At 69.4% G+C, this 21,320-nt stretch carries 18 protein-coding genes and 2 pseudogenes; 7 read left to right on the plus strand and 13 right to left on the minus strand.

The window, feature by feature from the left end; translation table 11 throughout:
* Nucleotides 1-39 precede the first annotated feature (39 nt).
* Nucleotides 40-1,218, minus strand: coding sequence for a cytochrome P450 (locus tag OG972_RS03370; protein WP_266978195.1), 1,179 nt, complete (start codon nt 1,216-1,218; stop codon nt 40-42).
* Between the two features lie 156 nt (nt 1,219-1,374).
* On the opposite strand from OG972_RS03370, the gene OG972_RS03375 reads away from it, so the two are divergent.
* The gene (locus OG972_RS03375; protein WP_266978196.1) at nt 1,375-1,632 is read left to right on the plus strand and encodes a ferredoxin; all 258 of its coding nucleotides are present in this window, start codon (nt 1,375-1,377) and stop codon (nt 1,630-1,632) included.
* Here the strand turns inward: OG972_RS03375 and OG972_RS03380 are convergent.
* The 4 genes from OG972_RS03380 to OG972_RS03395 are packed head-to-tail and all read right to left on the minus strand — an operon-like array spanning nt 1,608 to nt 7,729.
* Entirely contained in the window at nt 1,608-2,846 is a 1,239-nt protein-coding gene (locus OG972_RS03380) for a hydroxymethylglutaryl-CoA synthase family protein (protein WP_266978197.1), read from the minus strand. The genes OG972_RS03375 and OG972_RS03380 overlap by 25 nt on opposite strands.
* A complete protein-coding gene (locus OG972_RS03385; RefSeq protein WP_266978198.1) occupies nt 2,843-3,088 on the minus strand; it encodes an acyl carrier protein in 246 nt (81 codons plus the stop codon). Before OG972_RS03385 ends, OG972_RS03380 begins: the two co-directional genes overlap by 4 nt.
* On the minus strand, nt 3,085-4,062 hold the full coding sequence (locus OG972_RS03390) for an LnmK family bifunctional acyltransferase/decarboxylase (RefSeq protein WP_266978199.1): 978 nt from the start codon (nt 4,060-4,062) through the stop codon (nt 3,085-3,087). Before OG972_RS03390 ends, OG972_RS03385 begins: the two co-directional genes overlap by 4 nt.
* Nucleotides 4,052-7,729: an alpha/beta fold hydrolase gene (locus tag OG972_RS03395; RefSeq protein WP_266978200.1), complete on the minus strand. Its 3,678-nt coding sequence runs from the start codon at nt 7,727-7,729 to the stop codon at nt 4,052-4,054. Before OG972_RS03395 ends, OG972_RS03390 begins: the two co-directional genes overlap by 11 nt.
* 129 nt (nt 7,730-7,858) lie before the next feature.
* Here OG972_RS03395 and OG972_RS03400 point away from each other — a divergent pair, with 129 nt between their 5' ends.
* On the plus strand, nt 7,859-8,575 hold the full coding sequence (locus OG972_RS03400) for a PIG-L deacetylase family protein (protein ID WP_266978201.1): 717 nt from the start codon (nt 7,859-7,861) through the stop codon (nt 8,573-8,575).
* Nucleotides 8,576-8,652: 77 nt separating this feature from the next.
* On the opposite strand, the gene OG972_RS03405 is transcribed toward OG972_RS03400, so the two are convergent.
* Nucleotides 8,653-9,564 (minus strand): DUF6039 family protein, encoded by a 912-nt coding sequence (locus OG972_RS03405; protein WP_266978202.1) that lies wholly within the window; start codon nt 9,562-9,564, stop codon nt 8,653-8,655.
* A gap of 73 nt (nt 9,565-9,637) precedes the next feature.
* On the minus strand, nt 9,638-10,183 hold the full coding sequence (locus OG972_RS03410) for a DUF1697 domain-containing protein (RefSeq protein ID WP_266978203.1): 546 nt from the start codon (nt 10,181-10,183) through the stop codon (nt 9,638-9,640).
* A gap of 217 nt (nt 10,184-10,400) precedes the next feature.
* On the opposite strand from OG972_RS03410, the gene OG972_RS03415 reads away from it, so the two are divergent.
* A complete protein-coding gene (locus tag OG972_RS03415; RefSeq protein WP_266978204.1) occupies nt 10,401-11,039 on the plus strand; it encodes a YbhB/YbcL family Raf kinase inhibitor-like protein in 639 nt (212 codons plus the stop codon).
* Nucleotides 11,040-11,235: 196 nt separating this feature from the next.
* Here OG972_RS03415 and OG972_RS03420 read toward each other — a convergent pair whose 3' ends face one another.
* From OG972_RS03420 to OG972_RS03445, 6 genes and pseudogenes are all read right to left on the minus strand, one after another.
* Nucleotides 11,236-13,050 (minus strand): ABC transporter ATP-binding protein, encoded by a 1,815-nt coding sequence (locus OG972_RS03420; RefSeq protein WP_266978205.1) that lies wholly within the window; start codon nt 13,048-13,050, stop codon nt 11,236-11,238.
* A 563-nt stretch (nt 13,051-13,613) separates the two neighbouring features.
* Nucleotides 13,614-15,053 carry an NF041680 family putative transposase gene (locus OG972_RS03425; protein ID WP_266977986.1) on the minus strand — a complete coding sequence of 480 codons (1,440 nt, stop codon included), beginning with the start codon at nt 15,051-15,053 and terminating at the stop codon, nt 13,614-13,616.
* Nucleotides 15,054-15,176: 123 nt separating this feature from the next.
* A complete protein-coding gene (locus OG972_RS03430) occupies nt 15,177-15,725 on the minus strand; it encodes a DUF1062 domain-containing protein (RefSeq protein WP_266978206.1) in 549 nt (182 codons plus the stop codon).
* 211 nt (nt 15,726-15,936) lie between these two features.
* Nucleotides 15,937-16,092: pseudogene (locus OG972_RS03435) on the minus strand (transposase); the annotation flags it as partial.
* 139 nt (nt 16,093-16,231) lie between these two features.
* Complete coding sequence (locus OG972_RS03440; protein ID WP_266978207.1) at nt 16,232-16,894, minus strand: response regulator transcription factor; 663 nt, start codon at nt 16,892-16,894, stop codon at nt 16,232-16,234.
* The gene (locus OG972_RS03445) at nt 16,891-18,018 is read right to left on the minus strand and encodes a sensor histidine kinase (RefSeq protein ID WP_266978208.1); all 1,128 of its coding nucleotides are present in this window, start codon (nt 18,016-18,018) and stop codon (nt 16,891-16,893) included. Before OG972_RS03445 ends, OG972_RS03440 begins: the two co-directional genes overlap by 4 nt.
* Before the next feature lie 218 nt (nt 18,019-18,236).
* Between OG972_RS03445 and OG972_RS03450 the strand changes: the two genes are divergently transcribed.
* The 4 genes and pseudogenes from OG972_RS03450 to OG972_RS03465 form a co-directional block, all read left to right on the plus strand.
* Nucleotides 18,237-18,644, plus strand: coding sequence for a DUF6223 family protein (locus OG972_RS03450; RefSeq protein WP_266978209.1), 408 nt, complete (start codon nt 18,237-18,239; stop codon nt 18,642-18,644).
* 400 nt (nt 18,645-19,044) lie between these two features.
* Entirely contained in the window at nt 19,045-19,170 is a 126-nt protein-coding gene (locus tag OG972_RS03455; RefSeq protein ID WP_266978210.1) for a hypothetical protein, read from the plus strand.
* A 7-nt stretch (nt 19,171-19,177) separates the two neighbouring features.
* Complete coding sequence (locus OG972_RS03460; protein ID WP_266978211.1) at nt 19,178-20,542, plus strand: TerD family protein; 1,365 nt, start codon at nt 19,178-19,180, stop codon at nt 20,540-20,542.
* A gap of 128 nt (nt 20,543-20,670) precedes the next feature.
* Nucleotides 20,671-21,024 (plus strand): annotated as a pseudogene (locus tag OG972_RS03465) (alkene reductase); the annotation flags it as partial.
* Nucleotides 21,025-21,320: the final 296 nt, after the last annotated feature.

Consider the following 21,320-nt stretch of genomic DNA (forward strand, 5'->3'; position numbering starts at 1 on the left):
TGCGGGACAGATGCGGCAGGAACCGGGCCGGCCTGCTCGTTACCAGGTAACGGGCAGGCGGTGGACGCCGTAGACGAACATGTCTCCACGGAACGGAACCTCCTCGATCGATGTGGCCACCTTCAGATCGGGCAGCCTCCGGAACAAGGTGTTGAGCGCGATCTCCAGTTGTGCGCGTGCGAGCAGTTGCCCCGGGCACTGGTGCGGCCCGAAGCCGAAGCCGAGGTGCTCCCTTGCCCCCCGGTGCATGTCCCACCGGTCGGGGTCGGCGAACACCGACTCGTCACGGTTGGCCGAGCCGAGGACCACCAGCACGCCCTCGCCCGCCCTGATCAGTTCTCCACCTACCCGCACGTCCTCGGTCGCCACGCGCCGGGCACCGTAATCGGTGACGGTCTGGTGGCGTACGAGCTCCTCGATGGCGTCGTCCATGAGGGACGGGTCGGCCTTCAACTCGGCGAGCTGCTCCGGGTGCTGGAGCAGCACCAGCGTGCTCACACCGATCTGGCTGGCCACCGTCTCGTACCCGGCGACCATCAGCAGGGTGGCGATGCCGATGACCTCCTCGCGGCTGACCTCGGCCCCCTCGCGGCGTTCCAGGATGCGGCTGAGCAGATCGCCCGTGGGGTGTGCCTCCTTGCTGCTGACGAGCTCTTCCAGGAACGACCTGAGCTTGGTGCGCACCGTCATCCGCTCGGCTGTGCTGATGCTCTGGTCGCCGATCATGTTGGTGGTCTCGTAGAAGAACTCCCGGTGCTCGTCGGGGACGCCGAGCAGTTCCGTGATGATCACGAACGGCAGCGGCAGCGCGAAGGATTCGATCAGGTCGGCCGGCGAGCCCTTGGCGATCATCTCGTCGAGCAGCCGGTCGACGATCCGCTGGATCATCGGGCGCAGCTCCTGGACCCGCTTCAGCCTGAACTCCGGCACCAGCAGGCCGCGCAGCCTGGTCTGGTCCGGCGGGTCCATCCTGATGAACGTTCCGGGCCCCGGCGGACGGGACGTCAGCCGGGCCGGGAATCCCGGTCGGGTGAAGTCGGAGCTGAACCGGGTGTCGCGCAGTACGGTGCAGGCATCTTCGTACTTGGTGATCAGCCAGACCATGCTGTCGTCGAAGTCCAGCCGCACCCGCGAGATGGACGGCCGGCGGCGTAGTTCGGCGAGCTCTGGTGCGGGGTCGAAGGGGCACGTTCGGTTCATCGGGTAGGAATCCGGCACGACCGTTGTCACCTCTCCCAGGCGTATCTGAGACAGTGCGCAGCCTGACCCGGGTGGAAACCCGCCAGCCACTCAAGATTGAGCACTTTGTTCGGGTCTCGAAAACCTGCTCAATCCTGTTCAGCGGAGGCTCGACAGGATGCCTAGCCTGGCCGCATGCGTATACACGTGGATCAGGAGAGCTGCGTCGGAGCAGGCCGCTGCGCATGGGCGGCCCCGGAGGTGTTCGACCAGGACGAGGACGGTTTTGTGGTACTCCTCGACCCCGGCCCGCCGACGGAACTGGCTGACCGGGTCTACGAGGCCGTCACGATGTGCCCCGCCCGTGCCATCGATCTGGACGAGACGGCCGGGCAGGACGGAACGGATGGGGCGGACGGGCCTCGGTCTCAGTCGTCCGGCAGCCAGGCGTAGGTGCGGTGGTAGTCCTCGACACCCGTGAGGACGAGCATGTTCCTGTCGCCCATCGCCCTGCGGGCCAGCGGGCCGTAGCGGTCCAGGTCCGTGGTGCGGTGGGCGACGGGCGTCAGGCAGCGGGAGTTCTCGGCGAGCAGCGCCTCGTATTCCACGAAGCTCAACTCCACGCGTTCGCGAAGCCGTTCACCGATGTGCAGCGCGGCCAGTTCGGCTGCGGCGCCCGGTGCGAGGACTCCGCTGAAGAATTCCGAGGCGCAGCCCGAGCCGTACGAGAACAGCCCGACCCGCATGTCCGCCGTGTCCACGGCACAGTCGATGAGGCTGCACAGGGCCAGATAGACCGAGGCGGAGCAGAGGTTGCCGACCTGGCGCGGGTAGACGAGGGACGGGATCACCCGGCGTTCGAAGTCCTCGGCGATCTCGGGCTGCGCCGCGTCCGTGTTGTCCCGCATCAGCTTGCGGTGGGCAGCCCTGACCATGCCGGCGAACGGGGTGTGCATGGCCAGCTGACCGAAGGTCTTGCGCAGGTCGACCGACTCCACCTTGGAGGTGTAGTCGCGGTAGGAGTTCGTCAGGCAGTCGAGGTAGGCGAACAGGGAGCGGTCGGAGTCGGCGATGTCGAACTCCGGCCCGGGGCGGGCCGAGTCGAGCGTCTCGTAGCCGTAGGTACCGAAAGCGCCGAGGTCCAGCCGGAGTATCCGCGGTTCGTCACTGATCAGTACGGCGGCCGCGCCCGCGCCGGTGGCAGGTTCGGCGTACTCGGCGCGGGCGTCCACCAGTGCCACGTCGCTGCCGATGACGAGAGCCTTGCCGCCGGGCGAGGCGGCGGAGGCAAGATAGCCGGCGCAGAGCTGGAGCGCGGCGGTGGCCGCGTAGCAGGCCTGTTTGACCTCCACCATGCGGCAGTTGCGGCTGAGTCCCAGTTGCTCGTGCACATAGGAGCTCACCGACTTGCTGTAGTCCACGCCCGATTCGGTGGAGACGATCAGTATCTCGATGCGTGATCTGGCCTCGTCGTCGAGGGCCCTCACCAGCGGCGCGGCGGCGTTGACCGCATTGGTCACCGTGTCCTCGATCGGCAGGTTCACTGCCCGCTCGTCCATCAGCAGGTTCCCGAGCCGCTTGGGGTCGAGACCCCGCCCCTCGAACAGTACGGGGACCGGGATCCGGGCGGGTCCGCAGTACACATTGAGTGCCTCGATGCCGATCACTGCTGCCTCACCTTCCAGAGAAATCCGACGAGCGCGCCGATGTCCGGGATGTCACTGAACTCCGCCATCGGCCGGTCGATGCCCAGCCGGTCCTGGAGGGAGATGATGATCTCCACACGGTCGACCGAGTCGGCCCCCAGGTCCCGCAGATGCGCCGCGTCGGTGATCCGCTCGGGGGCGACGCTCGGCAGGATGTCCGTGATCGCCTCATGGACGAGGCTCCGCATCTCGTCCCTGGTCACTGTGTTCCCTCCGCCGTGACGTGCAGGGTGCTGACGGCGATGACCTGGCCGGTGCCGGTGTTCTCCAGCACCACGGTCACGATCTCGTCGTGGGGTGCGCCCGGCCGGACCCAGCCGGTGACCTCGACGGCCAGTTCGGCTTCGGGGTCCGCGTTGCCGAGGTAGCACATCCGCTGGTCGAGGACCGTACGGCCCATGAAGTCGTGGACGTCCCGGCCGAGCCCGCGCCAGTGGCGCAGCAGGGCCCAGTCGGTGATGGAGAAATAGGAGGCGAAGTACAGCAGCCCGACTCCGTTGATGTCACGGGTGGCGTCGACCGCGTACGTCAGCCGGGTGGGCCCGGTCGGCAGCCGCCCGGGGGGCTCCCCGTCGAGGAAGGTCCGGTTCGTCCGGGCGTTGCGGTAGTCGGCTCTCGGTGAGTGAGGGGCGGGCAGCCGGGGCAGTTCGGCGTAATGGAAGTCGGGGGGCGAGGAGCGCACCAGGTCCTCGTTGCTGCCGGTGCGCCCCCGACTGATCCAGCGGTTGAAGTTCTCGACGTACAGGCAGTCCTCGTCCTTGCCCGCGTAGAACGCCTCGGGGTCGAACGGGCCCTCGTCCACCGGGGTGTCGCTGTCCTGCCTGCGCACGGTGTGCAGGGCGAGCACCGATTCACTTCCGTAGTTGAACAGACCGGAGGTCACCCGCAGCCGGTCGCCGAAGTTCAGGGCGCCCACATGGAAGCGGCGCCCGGCCCGGATCCGGAAGTAGTAGAACGACAGATAGGCGGGCTCACCCTGCCGGTTCCTGGCGGCGAACACATCGACTCCGCACAGGGCGCTCACCGCCTCCCAGGTCCAGTCCCCCAGTTGCCCCACGAACAGACCGGTGCCGCACATGCCCGGGGCCACGGTGACATCCCGGCTGACCGTGCTGCGGTCCAGAATGCGCGGCGACGCCCAGCCCGGAAGTCCCGGCGTGCCCGTCTCATCCTTCATCTGCGCTGCCTTTGCGTCCGGCGACGGTGAGGAACCCGTGCAGTACGGCGTTGAGTGCCGCGGCACAGGTCACCGCCGGGAAGTGGCCCGCGTCACGGATTTCGTGGAAGCGGGAGCCGGGGATCGCCGCATGGAGCCGGCGGCCGGTCGCGATCGGGACGACGGTGTCCCAGTGTCCGTGCACGATCTGGACCGGAGCGGCGATGTCGGCCAGTCGGGGCCCGAGGTCGGGCGTTGCCGCGAACACATCGAGGTAGCGCAGCCCGCTGTAGGGGTCCATGCTCTCGGAGCGCAGCAGGTGGGCGCGGTGCGCCTCGCGCTCGCGGCGCAGCCGGCGTGAACCACTGCCCTCGGCGGCGTACGAGAGGTCCCGGTCGGCGACCACGTCGAGCCGGTTGATCTCGCCCTCGCGGTTGTTGAGGGTGGCCGAGCTGCCGATCAGTGTCAGTGACGCGGTGTCGTCGGGGAGTTCGAGTGCGAAGGTGAGGGCCACCAGCCCGCCGAACGAGGACCCGGCCACGTGCACCGGTCCGGTGACGCCGAGCCGGCGGACGGCGGACAGGTCCGTCCTGGCCATGCCGGGCAGGCTCAGTTCGGAGCCCACGGTCGACGCCCCGACACCGGGGTGGTGGACGCACATCACGGTGTACCGGTCGGCCAGCGCGGCGAACTGTTCCGCGAACACTCCGGCACCGATGTTGAACGGTGTCATCAGCAGGAGCGCGGGTCCCGAGCCGGCGATGAACACCTCGACATCGGCGTCCCCGATCCGCAGCAGCTCACGTCGTACGTCCGGCTGCCGCTCACGGAGCACGGCACCGTTGTCGTCCCCGGGCGCGTATCCCTCTTCCAGCTCCTGCTGGATGTCCTCGGGAACGGCTTCGCGCGGATGGAAGCCGCCCTCGCCGTCCACCGCCATCAGCTCCGGCACAGGCGTGGTCGAGGTGGCCAGGGCGACGAGTGCGTCGGCCGCGGCGTCGAGTCGGGCCGTCGGCAGCTCCGGGGGCACCGCGAAACGCACGAGCCGGTCACCGTCGTCGCCGGGTACGGGTCCGGCCCTGACGCCCGTCTCCCGGTAGATCCAGACGAGAGCGGAGACGACCCGGTTGCCGTGGTTGCTCAGCTGTGCCAGTTTCCCCAGGTCGAGAAGGACTTGGTGGCCGTGGCCCGGGTCGAGGACGGGCAGCCCGGCGTCGGACAGCCGGGCGCCGAGCCGGGCCACCGCAGCGGTCCGCCGTGCCACCCGCGCGGCGGACGCCCCGAGGTCCGTAAGCGCCGCGCACACGATCCGGCGGGCGCCGAGGCTCAGCCCCTCGCCGTACAGCAGGACCTGTTCGTCGATCCGTCCGGCCAGGGCGGCGTCGCGGCAGGCCAGCAGGGCACCGTAGGGAACACCGTGTTCCGCGGGCAGGGACAGCACCGCGACATCGGCGGTGCCGAGCAGGGCGGTGAGGCTCGCGGGCACGTCCTCGGCTCCGGCGGAGCACTCCAGCAGCCGGGTGGCGTCGAGCACCGCCACCCTGTCCGGCGGCGCCGCGGCGAGCGCGGCCCGCAGCTGTTCCGGGCCGTCCCCGGGTGCGGGCGTCACGCGTATGTACGGTCGGGGTCCGGGCAGGCAGCGGCCCAGCGCGGCGAATGCGGCCGAGCGCGAGGCGAACAGGGCGATATGGGGCTGCGGAATCCAGTCCGGGGGCGTCTCACCGACGGCGCGCGCCGCGAGCTCCGCCATCCGCTGAGCGTCCCCGCCGTCGCCGTCGTACCACCAGGCACCGGCCGCGAGATCAAGGCCGGGGAAGCCCGCCGGGAGCAGTGCGGTGTTGTGATGGTGTGCGGCGAGCAGCCGTTCGCGTTCGGCCACCGGGCCGGGCACGGGATCCTCGGCACGCACGCTCCGCGGACGGCGTTGCGGATCCGGGTCCGTCTGCTGGGCGGGGGCCGTGGTCCCGGTGGCGGCGGGAGTGAGCCGGGGGTCGGCGATCATCAGGATCACATCGGACACGGACGTGGGTTCCTCGTCGGCCGGACGGCACAGGTAGATGGGGGTGTTGAGCGGCCGGAACTTGTTCTTGAACTGGAAGTTCCCCTCACCGAAGATCCCGGCGGACCGGAGCTCGCTGAGGCCCTGCTCGACCTCCGGCTCGCTGGTCGCCGAATCGGCGATGCCCACTCCGAAGCTGGCACCGAAGCTGAAGATGTCGCAGCCCTCCGCGACCAGTTGCCCGATGATCCGTACGATCGCCAGGTCGAGTCCGCCGAGCGGCATCCCGGGCGGATAGAACTCCAGGTCGAGCAGGTATCCGTTGGCGGCGGGCAGATCGGTGACGATCACGACATTGACCAGCTCGTCATCGAGATAGGTCAGGAACGGGCGGTAGCGCGGGGCCAGTTGTCCGGACCGGATCTCCTCCTTGACCACGGAGACGTACGGATTGGTCATCTGTTTGTTGCCGGTCCAGGACTCGATCATCGATGCGATCCGGCCGTCGGTGGCGGGATCGCTGCCGCTGCGGTATTCGACGGTGCGCCACTCCCCCAGCCGTTCGGCGCGCCGGACGAGATAGCGCAGGCGGGACATGGGCCCGCCGCCCAGGCTGAACGAACCGAGGTTCTCGAGCCGTTGGACCGCGCCGAACGGCGTGGCGGTGAGCGGGACACCGCCCGCTTCGGCGAGCGGGATCAGCGCGAGGAAGTTGGCCTTCAGCCCGTTCTTCCGCGCGTAGGCCACATATTCGGCCGCGAGCGGGGCGAAGTTCTCGTCGCTGCCGACGTAGCTCCAGGCGAAGAGGTTTCCGTCCCGTTCGGAGAAGTTGAAGTAAGCCGACCTGCGGGAACCGAGGAAAGCCAGGGGGGCGATGTCCCGTCCGGCGAGCCCGCTCTCCACCGCATGCCGTGTGTGGAGATCTTCCAGGACAGCGGCCAGGGCGGGCTGGTCCATGAGTTCGCGTTTGACGAGGACGGCCGGCTCGCCGTCGGCCGCCGGGCGGACCTCGTCCAGCGGCTGCGGTGGCCTGCCCGCCGGTCCGCCACCGGCGCCGTCGGCCGCGCCGAGGGTGACCAGACCGTACCCGTCGGCCAGGTGAGCGGCGAGTCCGGCCACCGACGGCTGATCGAACAGCAGCGTCTTGGGCAGCGAGCCGAGGCGTTTCTCCAGGACGCTGATCATCCGGAGCATGTCGAACGAGGTGAACCCGTTGTCGGCGAAGGCGGCGTCCCGGTCGAACGCCCGGCCGGTGACCTCGGCGGCCAGCGCCGCCAGTTCCTCCGCGAGATCTCCGTCCGCAGCGCCGGATCCGGTACCGGTCGGCTCCTCGGCGCGATGGCCGGCGCGGGGCCCGGGCTCGGTCACCGTTGCCGCCACCGGTCCGTCCGGCGACCCGTCCGGCGGCCCGGTCTCCGGTGCGCTCGGCCCACCGGTCCCGGCGTCCCGCGCCGCCACCGTCTCAGCGAACAGCTTCGCCAGCAGTGTGACGGTGTCGTGGTCGTACGCCTCGGCCGCCTGCAACTCGACCCCGAGGTCCTGGCTGAGCGAGCGGACCAGCTCCATCCGCAGGATGGAATCGACACCGAGGTCGTCGAACGGCGCACCATCAGCGATGTCCCCCGCCGGCACTCCGATCACATCGGCGAGCCGGTCACGGACCAGGGTGGTCAGTTCCGTCGGCTTCATCGGCCACCTCCAGGGCCCGACAGTAACGACGGCGATCCGCACCGCCTGCCCAAATCTGAGCAGAGAGCGCGACCGACGGGTCGATTACATGGACCGTCGCACCACCCACACCCAGGGATGGAGAACACCATGGCCGACACTCTCGAACCGATGCCCGACGACTGGAGCAGGGCGCTCGCGGTGGTCGCCCACCCGGACGACATGGAGTTCGGCTCCTCGGGCGCCGTCGCGGCCTGGACCGCCTCCGGAAAGAGCGTGGCGTATGTACTCGTCACCCACGGAGAGGCTGGCATCGACAGCATGAGCCCCGCCGAGTCCGCGAAGGTGCGGGCCGACGAGCAACTGGCCAGTGCGCGGATCGTCGGCGCGGCACCGGTAGAGTTCCTCGACCACCCCGACGGGTCCGTCGAGCACGGGCTGCCACTGCGCCGCGACATCGCCGCCGCGATCCGTCGGCACCGGCCGGAGCTGGTGATCACCTGCAACCACCACGACCGGGCCATCGGCGGTGGCTGGAACATGGCCGATCACCGCAACACCGGGCGAGCGGTCCTGGATGCCGTGGGGGACGCGGGGAACCGCTGGATCTTCCCGGACCTCGACCTCGAACCGTGGGCGGGGGTCCGTTATGTGGCCATCGCCTCGTCGCCCGTTCCGACCCATGCGGCGGATGTCGGTGGCCATCTCGACAGCGCGGTGGCCTCGGTGGAGGCGCACGCCGCGTATCTGGCGGCGCTGGGACCGCGGTTCGCCGACGTACGGGGGCCGCTCACCGGATATCTCACCGCGACCGGGGCCCGTGCCGGACTCGAGTCCGCGGTGCCTTTCGAGCTTCTTGTGCGCTGAGCGGTTCGGCCGCCCGACCAGCGCCGTGGGCCCGTACACCGAGGTGTACGGGCCCACGGGGCTCGGCCGACGCCCGCTCAGCGCAGCGGTGTGGTGCGCTGATGCGGAATCAGCAGGGTGTCCTTGATGCTCGCCGGACGGAACAGCCGGTCCCACTTGCCGCCGCCCTTGCTCGGGTGCAGGCGCTCGGCACCGTACACCTCCTCGGCGGTACGGCTGGAACGGTCGAACTCCGCCAGTGCTCGGTAGTCCTCCAGGGTGCGCAGGTGGATCAGCCAGTGGATACGGTCCTGCTGGCCGAAGGTCTCCTCGTACAGCAGCGAGGTGACCCGTCCGGCCAGCTCCCGGTTCACATGGCCCTGCCAGTTGAACGCGAACTGGCGTCCCTCTTCACGGAATTCGTAGAGCACCTCCGCGCTGCGCATGACGATCGCACCCGCGTTGGCCGAGTTCAGCTGGAGCTCGGCCGGCTGGCTCAGCTGCGCCCCGGCGGGCGGAACGAACGTGCCGGTGTCCTCATGGGAGTGGTCGTCGTGGATCAGTCCGTGCTGGCCGAGCATGATCCGCTCCTGGAGCGAACCGTAGGTGAACATCCGCTCCCAGTTGCCGCCTCCCTTGGCCTCCGGCAGACGGTCCTCGTTGGTCGCGATGTCGAGGTACTTGTCGTCGTGCTCGACCATGTCGAGGAGCTTGCTGTAGTCGTTGGGTGCCTTCATCTGGATCAGCCAGTGAAGGCGGTCGCGGGTGCCGAACACCTCCTCGTAGCAGAAAGTGGTGCAGACGCCGAGCTGCGCCTTGTTGATGTGGTCCAGCAGGTCGACGCTCCACTGCCGGCCCTCGGTCGAGAACTCGTATGCGAGCTGACCGGTCCGGTGGATGATCATCCCTGCGTTGGCCGAGTGCAGGAGTTCCTCGATGGGGAGCGAGGTCTGGTCCAGAGCGGTCGGCGTCGGGCCGGTCACGCTCGGGGTGGGTTCGGTGACGGTCATGGGTAGCTGCCCTCTCGTCGGCTGAACCTGTTCTAGGCGATGGGCGGCCTTGAGAACCGCCCAGTATTGAGCGTCAGGACGCGCCCTTCCTGGCCGCGTCGAGAATTTTCACCACGGTGTGGAAGTAGCGCGTCGTCGCGTCGCGGCCCAACGCGCGTTCCTGAAAACCCTTGGCCGCGGGTGCCTTGCCGTTGATCAGATACCAGACGACAAAGGCGTCGTACGCAGTGCTGCCTATGATCTCCATGTCCTTCTTCGGGGAGATCAGCGGCAGAGCCAGGTCCGGATCGATCCGCTCGGTCGTGAACACCACGCAGCAGCGCATGTCGTGGGTGACCGTGACGTCCTTGAACGGGTCGAGCGCGATCAGCGCCTCCAGTTCCGGGACCGTACGCAGACAGACCGCGACCTCGTAGCCGAGCGTCCCTCTGAGATGGTCACCGATCTGAGCACTGAGCACGGCACGGTCGGTCTCGTCGGACTCGAAGAAGACGTTCCCGCTCTGGATGTAGCTGCGCACGGAGTCGAATCCCATGTCCGTGAACAGGCTGCGCAAGTACTCCATCTTCACCGAACGGCCCGGCACATTCATCCCGCGCAAGAACGCGATGTACAGCAAAATCCAACCACCTGTCCGCAAGAAAGGGGGAACCTCGGCGTGCGCCCGACAGCGTAGCGGTGACGGACGGACCCCGCCGGGGAGACGCGTACGACGGTGTACGGCCCCGCGCACGGTGCGCCTCGGGGCGCCGCTCAACTTTGGGCAGCGGGGAGCCCCGGCTTCCGGCAGGCTGCGCGGCGCAACGGACTCACGCCGGAAAGGACCAGACGTGCGCTTGAAACGGACGATCACCGCCCTGGCGGTCGCGGCCACCACCTCCCTCGTCACCACGTTCGCCGTGGCCCAGCCCTCCACCGGGGCACGGCATCACCAGGACGATGTCCTCACGGTGGCTCAGCGCCCGGCGCTGCCCGCGTCCCTCCCGAAGTTCTCCGTGACCCTGCCCGACATTCCGCCGGGCGGGACCTTCGGGCAGGAGAACCTGCTCGACTGGGGTGGCTGCACCGGCGGGAACAAGTCGCCCGCGATCCGGTGGTCCGGCGCGCCGGCCGGGACCAAAAGCTATCTGATCTCGCTGTTCGACCTGGACTCCAAGACCTCCAGTGGATTCTGGCACTGGTCCGTCTGGAACATCCCGGCCGGCACGACGTCGCTGCCCGAAGGCGCCGGAATGCCGGGCAATCCGGGTCTGCCCGCTCCCTCGGTGCTCGGCAGGACCGACTTCGGGATGACCGGCTACGGCGGGGCGTGCCCGCCGCCCGGGGACACTGCGCACCGCTATGTGTTCACCGTGGCCGCGCTCGACACTGCCGACATCCAGGTTCCGCCGGACCTGCCGATGGCCGCTGTCAATGTCGTCATGCAGGAGCACGCGTTGGCGGCGGGATACCGCACCGTACTGACCGGGCTCTGACGGTCCCCGCCCAGCGAGCCCGACGAAGGGCCGGGACGACACGTCCCGGCCCCCGTCGTGCGCACGGTCCCCGCGTGCGAGTGGATTTCCGGTCCGTCGAGGCAGCGGGTCAGTCCCCGGCGGCGTCGGGAGAGACGGCCGCTTCACCCTTCTGGGAAGCCGGCACGGTGCACCGCGGAGGCCACCGGGCTCGCGTTCAGTGCAGGTCGGCCTGCGGCGCGGGAGTGCCGTCGAGGAAGCCGCCCGACTGGTGCTGCCACAGCTTCGCGTAGGCGCCGTCCGACGCGAGCAGTTCCTGATGCGTGCCCTGCTCGACGATCCGTCCGCGGTCCAGGACTACGAGCCGGTCCATGGAGGCGACCGTGCTCAGCCGGTGCGCCACCACGAGCGCCGTGCGCCCATCCATGAGCCGCCACAGCGCCTTCTGGACGAGAATCTCGCTCTCGGAGTCCAGGGCGCTGGTCGCCTCGTCGAGCAGCAGGATCGGCGCGTCGCGCAGGATCGCCCTGGCGAGGGCGACCCGCTGGCGCTGTCCGCCGGACAGCTTGAGCCCGCGCTCGCCCACCATGGTGTCGAAGCCGTCCGGCAGCGCGTCGGCGAACTCCGTGACGTGCGCCGCCTCGGCCGCGCGGCGGATCTCGGCGTCGGTGGCGTCCGGCCGGGCGAAGGCGATGTTGTCCCGCAGCGTGCGGTGGAACATCGCCGGGTCCTGCGGCACGTAGGAGATCAGGCTGCGCACATCGGCCTGACGCAGCGTGCTGATGTCCTGACCGCCGATCAGGATTCGGCCGGCGTCGATGTCCGTCATCCGCAGCAGCAGCCGGGTGAGCGTGGTCTTGCCACCGCCGGACCGGCCGACGAGGCCGATCCTCGCACCGCTGTGCACGGCCAGGTCGAGGCGCTCGAAGAGCGGTTCCGCACCCGCGTGGGCGAAGGTCACCTGCTCGAAGCGGACATCGGCGGCCCGGGACAGCAGCGGCTCCGGCGACGACGGATCGAGCACGGTCGGCGGCGTCAGGAGCAGTTCGGTGAACTGCGCGGCCTCCGTCATCGAGCTCTCCAGGCGGCGGTAGATCTGGTTGAACTCGAACATGATCCGCGTGGCGTTGGTGTAGTACGTGAAGGCGACAACGACCGCCTCCACGCCGTGCGCACCCCCGCCGAGAGTAACCGCGAGCAGCAGGCCCATCGCGTTGGTCAGCACGGACATCGGCGCGACCAGCGTGTCAATGCGCAGGTTGCCGTAGTCCCACGAACGCAACGACAGCCGCCGCGACTCCGCGACGCGGGACCGGTGCTCGGCGGCCTCGCGTTCCTCGGCGGCGAACGCCCGAACCGTGTCCATGTTCATCAGGCTGTCGGCGACGTGGCCCGACACCCGGGCGATCGCCTCCTCGCGCTGGTCGACGAGCGACTGGCGGCGACGGATGAGGGGCGCCACACACAGCGCCGTCAGCGCGATCATCGCCAACAGACCGACAACGAGCAGCGGTTCGTAGCGCCACAGCACCACCGACCCGAACACCAGCGGCACGAAGCTTCCCACGACCGAGAACGTCAGCGTGTCGACGAACTCCTCGAAGCGGGAGGCGAAGCTCAGGACCCGTTTGGTCAGCGACCCGGCGAAGTTGTCGTGGAAGAACGCGGTGTCCTTGGCGAACAGTTCGTCCATGCCGATCACGTACAGGTGCTCGATGCCGAGGGCATCGAGGCGGTTCAGGAAGTGCAGGCCGATACGCCACAGCGTCTCCGCGAGGAGCAGCACTCCCGCGAAGGCAAGGACGTAGGGCAGCATCGAGCCGATGGTGGTGTCGGCGTCGCCGGCGATTCGGCCGACGAGCTTCGCGACGACCAGCGGCGCGATGTAGGCAATGCCGATGTTGCCCAGCGCCGGCAACAGCATCGCGGGCACCGTCAGCCGCCGGAGCCTGGCCAACTCCCGTCCGTAGTAACGAAGTGCGAGGAGCACCGAGCCCCTGCCCGGCGCTTCGCGCGATTCAGGCGATCCCATACCAACCCTGTGTGGTCGTGCGGCAGCCCGCCTCGTACATCTGCGGGGTGAAGCCGTTGCCTCAGTGGCCGCGCGGAGCTTCTGTTCGAATAAGTGCGTCGCTCGTGTCCTCGTGCGACAGGCGGGGCACGGCGGCAGGGCCCCCGCGCAGCTCGTGGCGACGCTGACGTGCGAGTACGGGGAGGCCGGGCCCGGAACCTCAGTGTCCCGCGACAGTGCCCGCGGAGTCCAAGCGTTTTTCTCAGCCGGCGGCAACCCCGCCCTTGGCGCTGTGCTGTCCGCGGGAAGTCGCGAGTGACGGCAATCAGGTTCGGGCGGGAGACCGCGCGCAGGGAGTCCTGTTCCTTGACGGAGCCACCGACCGTGTTGTCCCGTGCTCAAGCATGATGCCGCTTGCTGACGAGGAGACTGCTGGACGACGCCTCCTCGTGAGCTTCGTCTCCCCTCACTCTTTTCCGGACCAGCAACTGAATGGCGGTGGACGACGGCGGACAGGGTTCAGGGCCTGTCCGGCGGATCTTGCCGGACAGGCCCCTGGTCCCGAGGAGGGCTCAGCTTGATCTTTAAGGCTGCTGCTCGGCCCCGCCGCGTCTAGGCATATCCGTTTTGCGCTGTTTCTTGCCGACTGGGTGGCGGGGTGCGGGGGTGGAGGTGCGGCCCTTGGGGCGGCCTGGGCCGGGGTGGGAGGCTTTCGGCGCGCGGGCCGGGGTGCCCAGGATCCGCCGGATGCGGGGATAGCCGCGCCGGACCCGGCCGGGGGTGAGCCGATCCGGTGTCAGGGGCTTTTCCCAGGGGCGCCGGAGGTCCTCGGTCAGGGGGCGGGCGAGACGGAGTTGCGCGTAGGCGGCGAGGATCAGCCACACCCACCGGTCGGCCTGTTCGGGGGTGCGCAGGCGGGGTCGGGTCAGGCCGAGGGTCTGCTTGAAGAAGCGGAAAGTGTGCTCGATATCGAACCGTCGAAGGAAGATCCGCCAGAGGCGGTCGACGTCGTGCGCGGTGGCGTCGGGGTCGCTGTGCCACAGCCATAGCGGCTTGGGGGCGCGGTTGCCGGGCAGGTGCTCGACCGCCAGATGGACCAACGTTCCCTCGACGAGGGGGAGTTCGCCTTCGTGGTGGGCCCAGGAGCCGCGCCGGTCCAGCTTGGGGTGCAGGCGGCCCCAGCAGCGGGCGAGGACCTGGCCGAAGCGGTCGTGGACGCCGGCCGACTCCTGGACCGGGGCCGGGTGGGCGGCGGGGTCGGCGAGGCGGAACTCCGCTCCATGTCGGGGCGGGCGCCCGGGGTTCGTTCCGCGGCGCTTGCCGGCCGGGGCGCGCATCACCCGGTCGGCGCGGATGCGGCCCAGCAGCCGCACCGGCTCCTCGCGCAGCAGCCAGGTCAGGCGCACGAGGTCGTAGCCGGAGTCCAGGACGAACAGCACCGGCAAGTCGCCCGGTCGCCACTGCCCGGCCCGCTCCAGGCGGGCGACAAGGTCGCGGATCTGGGCGGCGGTGACCTCGGTGGGATCGTCCTCGGGCCCCAATCGCACCGCGTCCAGCGGCCCGGTCCACGAGGAGCGGCCGCCGCCGAGGGCCGCCGCGACCTGGTAGGGCCAGCCCGGGATGGTCTGACGCACCCCGTCGCACCGGCACGGACGGTGGCAGTGCAGCCGCTGGGGCGAACACTCGGCATCCGGACGCGGCCACGGAGTGACGTCCAGCGCGATGGACAGCTGCCCGTCCGCCCCGCGCGGCAGTACGAGCCCCGCCAGGGCCATCCGAAGCCGGGACACGTTGATGTGCCCCTGGGCCAGCGCGTCGTACATCGCTCCGTGCCCGCGCCGATGCACCCCCGACAGCGAGAGTTCCGGCAGGGACGTCACCGGCCCGTCGGCGCACAGCACCGCGTCCATGAGCTCGAACAGAGCATCCGCCCGCAACGTCAGGCACTCGTACAGCTCACGGCGAAACCGGGACAACCCGGCCAGGGCCTCGACGCGCACGGCGCCGTCTTGCAGACTGTCCATCACGGCCTTTGGTTGATCAACGTGTCTCTTGGCGGAAACACATGATCAAGCAGAGGCCGCCCAGCTGTCAGGCGAACGACAAACCCCACCAAGAAATGATCTTGGTGGGGTTTAAAGCCAAGCTCAGCGCTTGAGCATGAAGGTGAAGTCGCCGGAGAGCTTGCCGCTCAGCCGGACTGCCGAAACGAGCTTCCCCTCCGTGATCAGTCTCTCGACCTCGGCCCGCGAAAGACCGCATCCTTCAGCGATCAGTCGCACCGGCCGGACAGGGATCCGCGCCTCAAAGCGGACCGAGACGTCGATCACCTCGCGGTCCAGGTGATCCGATCCGCCGGTGTCGAGGCGCCAGGCGTTGTCCCAGTCGAGGGCGATGCGATTACGGCGCCGCACGACCGGATCCTGGAGCAGCGCAGCTGCCAGACCAGGGTCGTTGTCATGCAGCCGGTCCAGCAGCTCAGGCCGTACGGAGCGCACATTCATCCGCTCCAGGACCGTGAGCTTTGCCGTGTCCCCGCAAGCGGTACAGAGCACGAGGAGCCAGGCGTCGAGGAGCTTGTGGTGTGCGTTGACGCGAAATTTACCGTTTGCCCGGAAGCGCTCGGACGCGCACGCGTGGCAACGGCGGAGAACGGTCGGCAGGCAGGTGGGCATGACCACCCAGTTATTGAGCACAGAAGTACACCGGTTTCAGTGAGAAGTCCGCAGCAAAAAGGAGCACGGCGCACATGCGCGACGCGCGACACATCAGCTCTCGGGAGGTCTCACAGGGTGTACAACGGCACGTCCTTGCCTGGACAACTTGGTTCGGTAGCACGGTAATGGCGCACAGCGGCGCTGCTCCACTGGTTTTCGAGCGCCTCACCGTCAGGTTCCATGCGGCGGATCACGGACGAAGCCGGAGCCGGATCGCGGCGACGGTGACGGTGCCGTGGAAGACGTAGGCCCGCTCGTCGTACCTCGTGGCCACGGCCCGGAAGTTCTTGAGCCTGTCGATCGTCCGCTCGACCTCGCTCCTACGCTTGTAGATCGTCTCGAAGCCGGCGGGCGTCCCTGCGCGTGTCGCCACCAGTCGCTGTCCCAGAAGCGCATGTCCCTTGTTCAGGGCGGCGTTGAGGCTGACCTGTTGATCTGCACGCCCTAGGATCGTCGGCGGGCAGGCCCGACCGGGACCGTGGATGTCAGGAGTTGCGCGGGGCTACCAGGCCGGACTCGTAGGCGAGGACGACGAGCTGAGCGCGGTCACGGGCTCGGAGCTTGGCCATGGCCCGGTTGATGTGGGTTTTTGCGGTCATCGGGCTGATCACCATACGGTCGGCGATCTGGTCGTTGGACAGGCCCTGCGCGACCAGGGTGACGGCCTCGCGTTCGCGGTTGGTCAGCTCTTCCAGCCCCGTGTCGGTGCCGGCGTTGAGCGGCTGGGTGACGAACCTGTTGATGAGCTTTCGGGTGATCGAGGGTGCGAGCAGGGCGTCGCCGCGCGCGGCGACGCGTACGGCGTGCAGGAAGTCTTCCGGCACGATGTCCTTGACAAGGAATCCGGCAGCGCCGGAGCGCAGCGCGTTGAAGACGTATTCGTCCAAGCCGTAGTTGGTCAGGATGACCACATGTACCCCGGCCAGGGCCGGGTCCGCGGCGATGCGCCGGGTCGCCTCAATGCCGTCGACGACCGGCATCTGGATGTCGATGAGAGCGACGTCGGGCAGGTGTTCCAGGGCCAGGGCCAGGCCCTCCTTCCCGTCGGCGGCCTCGGCCACCACCTCGATGTCGTCTTCGAGGTCGAGGAGCGCGCGGAATCCGCTGCGAATGAGCGGCTGGTCGTCGACCAGCAGGACACGGATCATGAGGTCCGGTCCACGGGGAGTTCCGCCTGGACGGTGAAGCCGCCCTCGCCCCGGGGTTCGGCGCGCAGCCGGCCGCCGAGGGCGGTGATTCGTTCGCGCATCCCGAGCAGCCCGACGCCGGGCACCGGGGCAGTGTCCGGCCTCGCCTTGCCGTCGTCGTCGATGCGTATCGCGAGGGCGTCCGGACGGCAATCGATCCGGACCGACGCCGTGGTGGCGTCCGCATGACGGGCGATGTTGGTGAGCGACTCCTGAACGATCCGGTATACGGTCCGGTCCACCGCGGCCGGCACGTCGTGTTGCTGTCCCTCGATCGTCAGCGTTGTGTCCAGGCCGAACGTACGCGCCCGTTGCACCAGTTCCGGGACGTGGTCGAGCCCACGCGGCGGGGTCGTGTCGTCGTCGCGCAGCGCCTGAAGGGTCGCGCGCAACTCCCGGCTCGCCTCACGTCCGGCCTCCTGGATCGCCAGCAGGGCTTCCGGCACCTCCTCTCCCCGCCTGCGGGCCACGTGCACGGCGACTTCAGCCTGCACTTTGATGACCGAGATCTGATGGGTGAGCGAATCGTGCAACTCCCGTGCAATACGGAGCCGCTCCTCGTCGGCGCGGCGCCGCGCGGTCTCCTCCCGGGTTCGCTCGGCCTCCTCCGCCCGCCACTCGGCCTGCCGCAGGGCCTCACCCGCGGCGCCGGCCGCGATCAGCCAGGCCAGCTCCAAGGCGCCTCGGGCCTGCGCGAACGCCTCGCCCGTATCGTGCAGGCCCGAGGCCAGGGCCGCGAGCGGGAGCACGGCCAGCATGGCCACGCTCGCCGCCACCGTGATGATGCGGTGTCCCGCCCGTACAGCCGCGTACACCGCGAACAGGTACGCGACAGCAGGCACATCGAAACCGGCCGCCTGGTAACCGACCGCGCACAACCCAGTGGCGGTCAGGACGGCAACCGGAGCCCGGCGGCGCGCGACCAACGCCAGCCCGCCGACCGTCAGCAGCGCATACCCGAGCAAGTCGAAGGTCGTGGCAGGACGTTGCCCGGACAGCCCGGTGACCAGCAGCGCCGCCGCCACGCCGACAGCGACGACCCAGTCTCCGACACGGGCCCGGACAGCGGACTCACCTGCACTCATGCGCGCACCCTAGCTGGCTGCCGCCGCAGGCGAGTCCCCCTTGTTGACGAGCCGCCCGCTACCGCACACGCAGTACCTACGCGCCTCCTGCGACGTCCGCGGTAGCCGGATGAGGCATCGGTGGCAGCACGAAGTGTCTGCGTCCGCCGGACGACCGAGGGCGGGTCCGGCAGACATGCTCAGGCAACACCCAGTGGTAAGAGGAGAAGGAGCACTCCATGTCGGTCACATCTGCGCTTGCGGCACCGGCGGCCGCGCACGCCTCCGTCCAGCCGATCGCCGCCAGTGTCTACACCATGACCCCTGGGCGCCTGGGCGCCGCCATGGCCGCGCTCATCGGGCTGACCGGCCTTGTCATCGGGGGGCTGGCGCTGGCCCGTTCCGTCGGTCGTATCAGCACCGGCAACGCGCGAAGCAGGGCCCTTGTTGCCCTGGTGGCGAGTCTGATCAGCCTGGCCCTCGGTGCGCTGGTCGTAGCCACCGCCGACGGTGGGCTCGGCACCGGCAACGGGCTGGGCGGGGGCATCGTTGCTCTGCTGGTGGGACTGATCGGCACGGTCCTCGGTGGGCTGGCTCTGGCCCGCTCCCGCCGTACCGCCGTAGCGGCTGACCAGCCGACCGGCTGACCGCGGCGAGCATGAGCGCCCGTTCGGGTCTGCCTGTGGACCGCGAGCGTGCCGTACGCGCCCACCCCAGCCTCATGCCCGGGTAGCTGCCCTCACGGCCGTGAGGTAGCCGGCCCAGCTGTCCTGTGCCAGTGCCGCCCACTGGAGCAGCGGTGTTCCTGTGGGTCTCGAAGAGGTCGCTGAGGATGATCGGCGGGAGCTCTACCGGCCATGCTGACGGCGAACTGCGAGCGGTGATCCCGGCGGGTCGCAACCAAGAGGCACAGCGCGCCGGACCGGTGGCTGCCAGGCCGGCTCGGATGACGGCGAGTTCCCCCTCGGTGCCCTGTGGCATGATCCGTTCGCAGGACCAATATGCCGAGCAACAGGCCGAATTCGTCCCAGTGATGATGGAGGAGATGTGAGCGGACAGCTCCGCTGGCACGAGTCGATATCCAGCAACGATGAGGGCGGCGCACGCGCCGAGGCCGCGGCACGCCCGCCGGCCCCGCGCATGTTCGGCTCCGTACTGGGCGGACAGGGGTAGGCGCGCGATGGGGGGAATCATCAAGGGAGGCAACTCCTTCGTACCATCCGTGCCGCTGCGGGTCGTCGTCCGGCACGGACTGGACGTCTCCGCCTTGCTCCTGACGGAGCGCGGACGTGTCCGGGGGGACGGGGATGTCGTATTCCACAGTGCGCCGGTCCATCCTTCGGGCTCCGTACGGCTGGTCGGGGGTGAGGACGGCACGGAGTGGTTGGAGGTCGGTCTCACCGCGATCGAGGAAGACATCGTTCGCCTCCTCGTGGTCGCGTCGACGGAGAACGGCTGCGTGCGGGACGCGGACGGGCCGTCGGTGGAGGCGTTCGCGCCGGACGGTACGTCCGTCGCCCGGTACGACGTGACCGACGGTGGCGGCGAGACGGCCATGGTGATGGCGGAGTTCTACCGGCGGGCGGGGGGATGGAAGTTCCGCGCGGTGGGCCAGGGGTACCTGGACGGCCTCGCCGGTCTGGCGGCGGACCATGGCGTGGACGTGGCCGGGGACGAGCCGGGTCCGGAAACGATTCACACACCTGTGCCCGCGCCTGTGGCTGTGCCCGCGCCGATGTCGGCGCCGGCCCCTGGGACGGTGCCCGCACCCGCGGCGGTGGTTCCTCAGCCCTTGGTGTCGGGCGCGGGCGACCCATGGATGGACTGGTCGTTCGGCCCGGTCTTCGAGCCGTACACCGAGACCGGCCGGGACAACGATGTGATCACCGTGGACGGGCTCCCGCCGGGACCGGTCGTCGTCGAGCTCAACGTCGAAGGTGACGGGTACACGGGCCTGTGGACCCTCGACCGGCGCAACAAGCAGAAGGACAACATCGTCAACAGCACCGAGGAGAACTTCCGGGGGCGGCTGCTCGCGGAAGTGCCCGAGCGGGAGCCCCTGCGCCTGCGGTTGCAGGCGGAAGGGCCCTGGCGGGTACGTGTGCTGCCGCTGGCCGCGGCTCAGCGGCTGACGGAGGAACAGTTGGAGTACAGAGGGCCCGACGTCCTGCTGCACACGCAGGGAGTGGCCGACCTCGCCATCCACTACCGAGGCGACGACAACCTCATCGTCCACCTCTACGAACTGGCGGGACACGAGGACTCCACGAGCCTGCCCAGGGGGGAGAACGTCGTCAACGAGATCGGCAAGCGGCGGGAGACCGTGCCGCTTCCCGAGGGGCCGGTCATCATTCAGCTGGAGATGGCGGATGGTCCATGGCGGGCGCGGCTGAAGCGGCTGCAACCTCACAGCCGACCAGTCACCGCCGCACCCGTCCCGCGAACAGCGCCGCTCCAGGTCGCGGACGGCGGTTCGACCGGTGGCGTGGCAAAGGTGTCCGAGAACCGCAAGGTGCAGAAGTGGGCCTGGCGGGGAAAACGGTGAGCCCGTGGAGCGTCCCGGCATCGCGTTGCGGCTTGTGGCCCCCGTGACGGGACCGTCGGGAACCTTGCCGGGGTACGCATCTCGACGAGCTGGGCGTGCTTTCGGAGCTTGCCTCGGATCAGGGCGTGGAGACCGGCGCACCGTACGCGGCGCTCGTCGCCACTCTGGCCGATCGCGGCCTCGCCTATCTCCACGTGGGCTTCGCCGACCCGGACTCCCCCGTCCACCAGGACATCCGCAAGCAGTGGCCGGGCACGCTCATCGCCAACCCCGTCCTGCCCACCGACCAGATTCCTGCCGACGGCGGCGAGCACGAAGCCGGGCGCCTGCTGGCGGCCGACGCCGACCTCATCGCCCTTGGCCGCCCCTTCCTCGCCAACCCCGACCTGGTCGAACGCCTCCGCACCGGCAGCCCCGTCAACCTTGTCCGGGACAAGTACCTGATGTACGTGGGCGGGGAGACCGGCTACATGGACTACCCCCTTCGGCTCGTAACGCCGCCTCGTGCCCCCCCGTTGAGGCCGTCCCCGGAAGGGCTCGGCGCTGTAACCCACGAGGGTCTGCCCCGGATCCCCAAGCACCGCCACGGCATGACCAACGCATCGTGCCTGTCGGCGAACGGTTCAGGCCGGAGGCGGTCGCGGGAGGCGATGCCGGCGATGCGTCGCAGGCGGCCTGGTGCGCCTCGGCGTTGCCGGGCTGCCCCGGCCCGCCGGGAGAGGCCTGGACACGGCGCGCCGGGCCTACCTCTTCACCTTTGGGTGGGCAAACTGGGTCC

Origin of the sequence: Streptomyces sp. NBC_01669, assembly GCF_026339735.1 — a bacterium.
Classification (GTDB): Bacteria; Actinomycetota; Actinomycetes; order Streptomycetales; family Streptomycetaceae; genus Streptomyces; species Streptomyces yanii.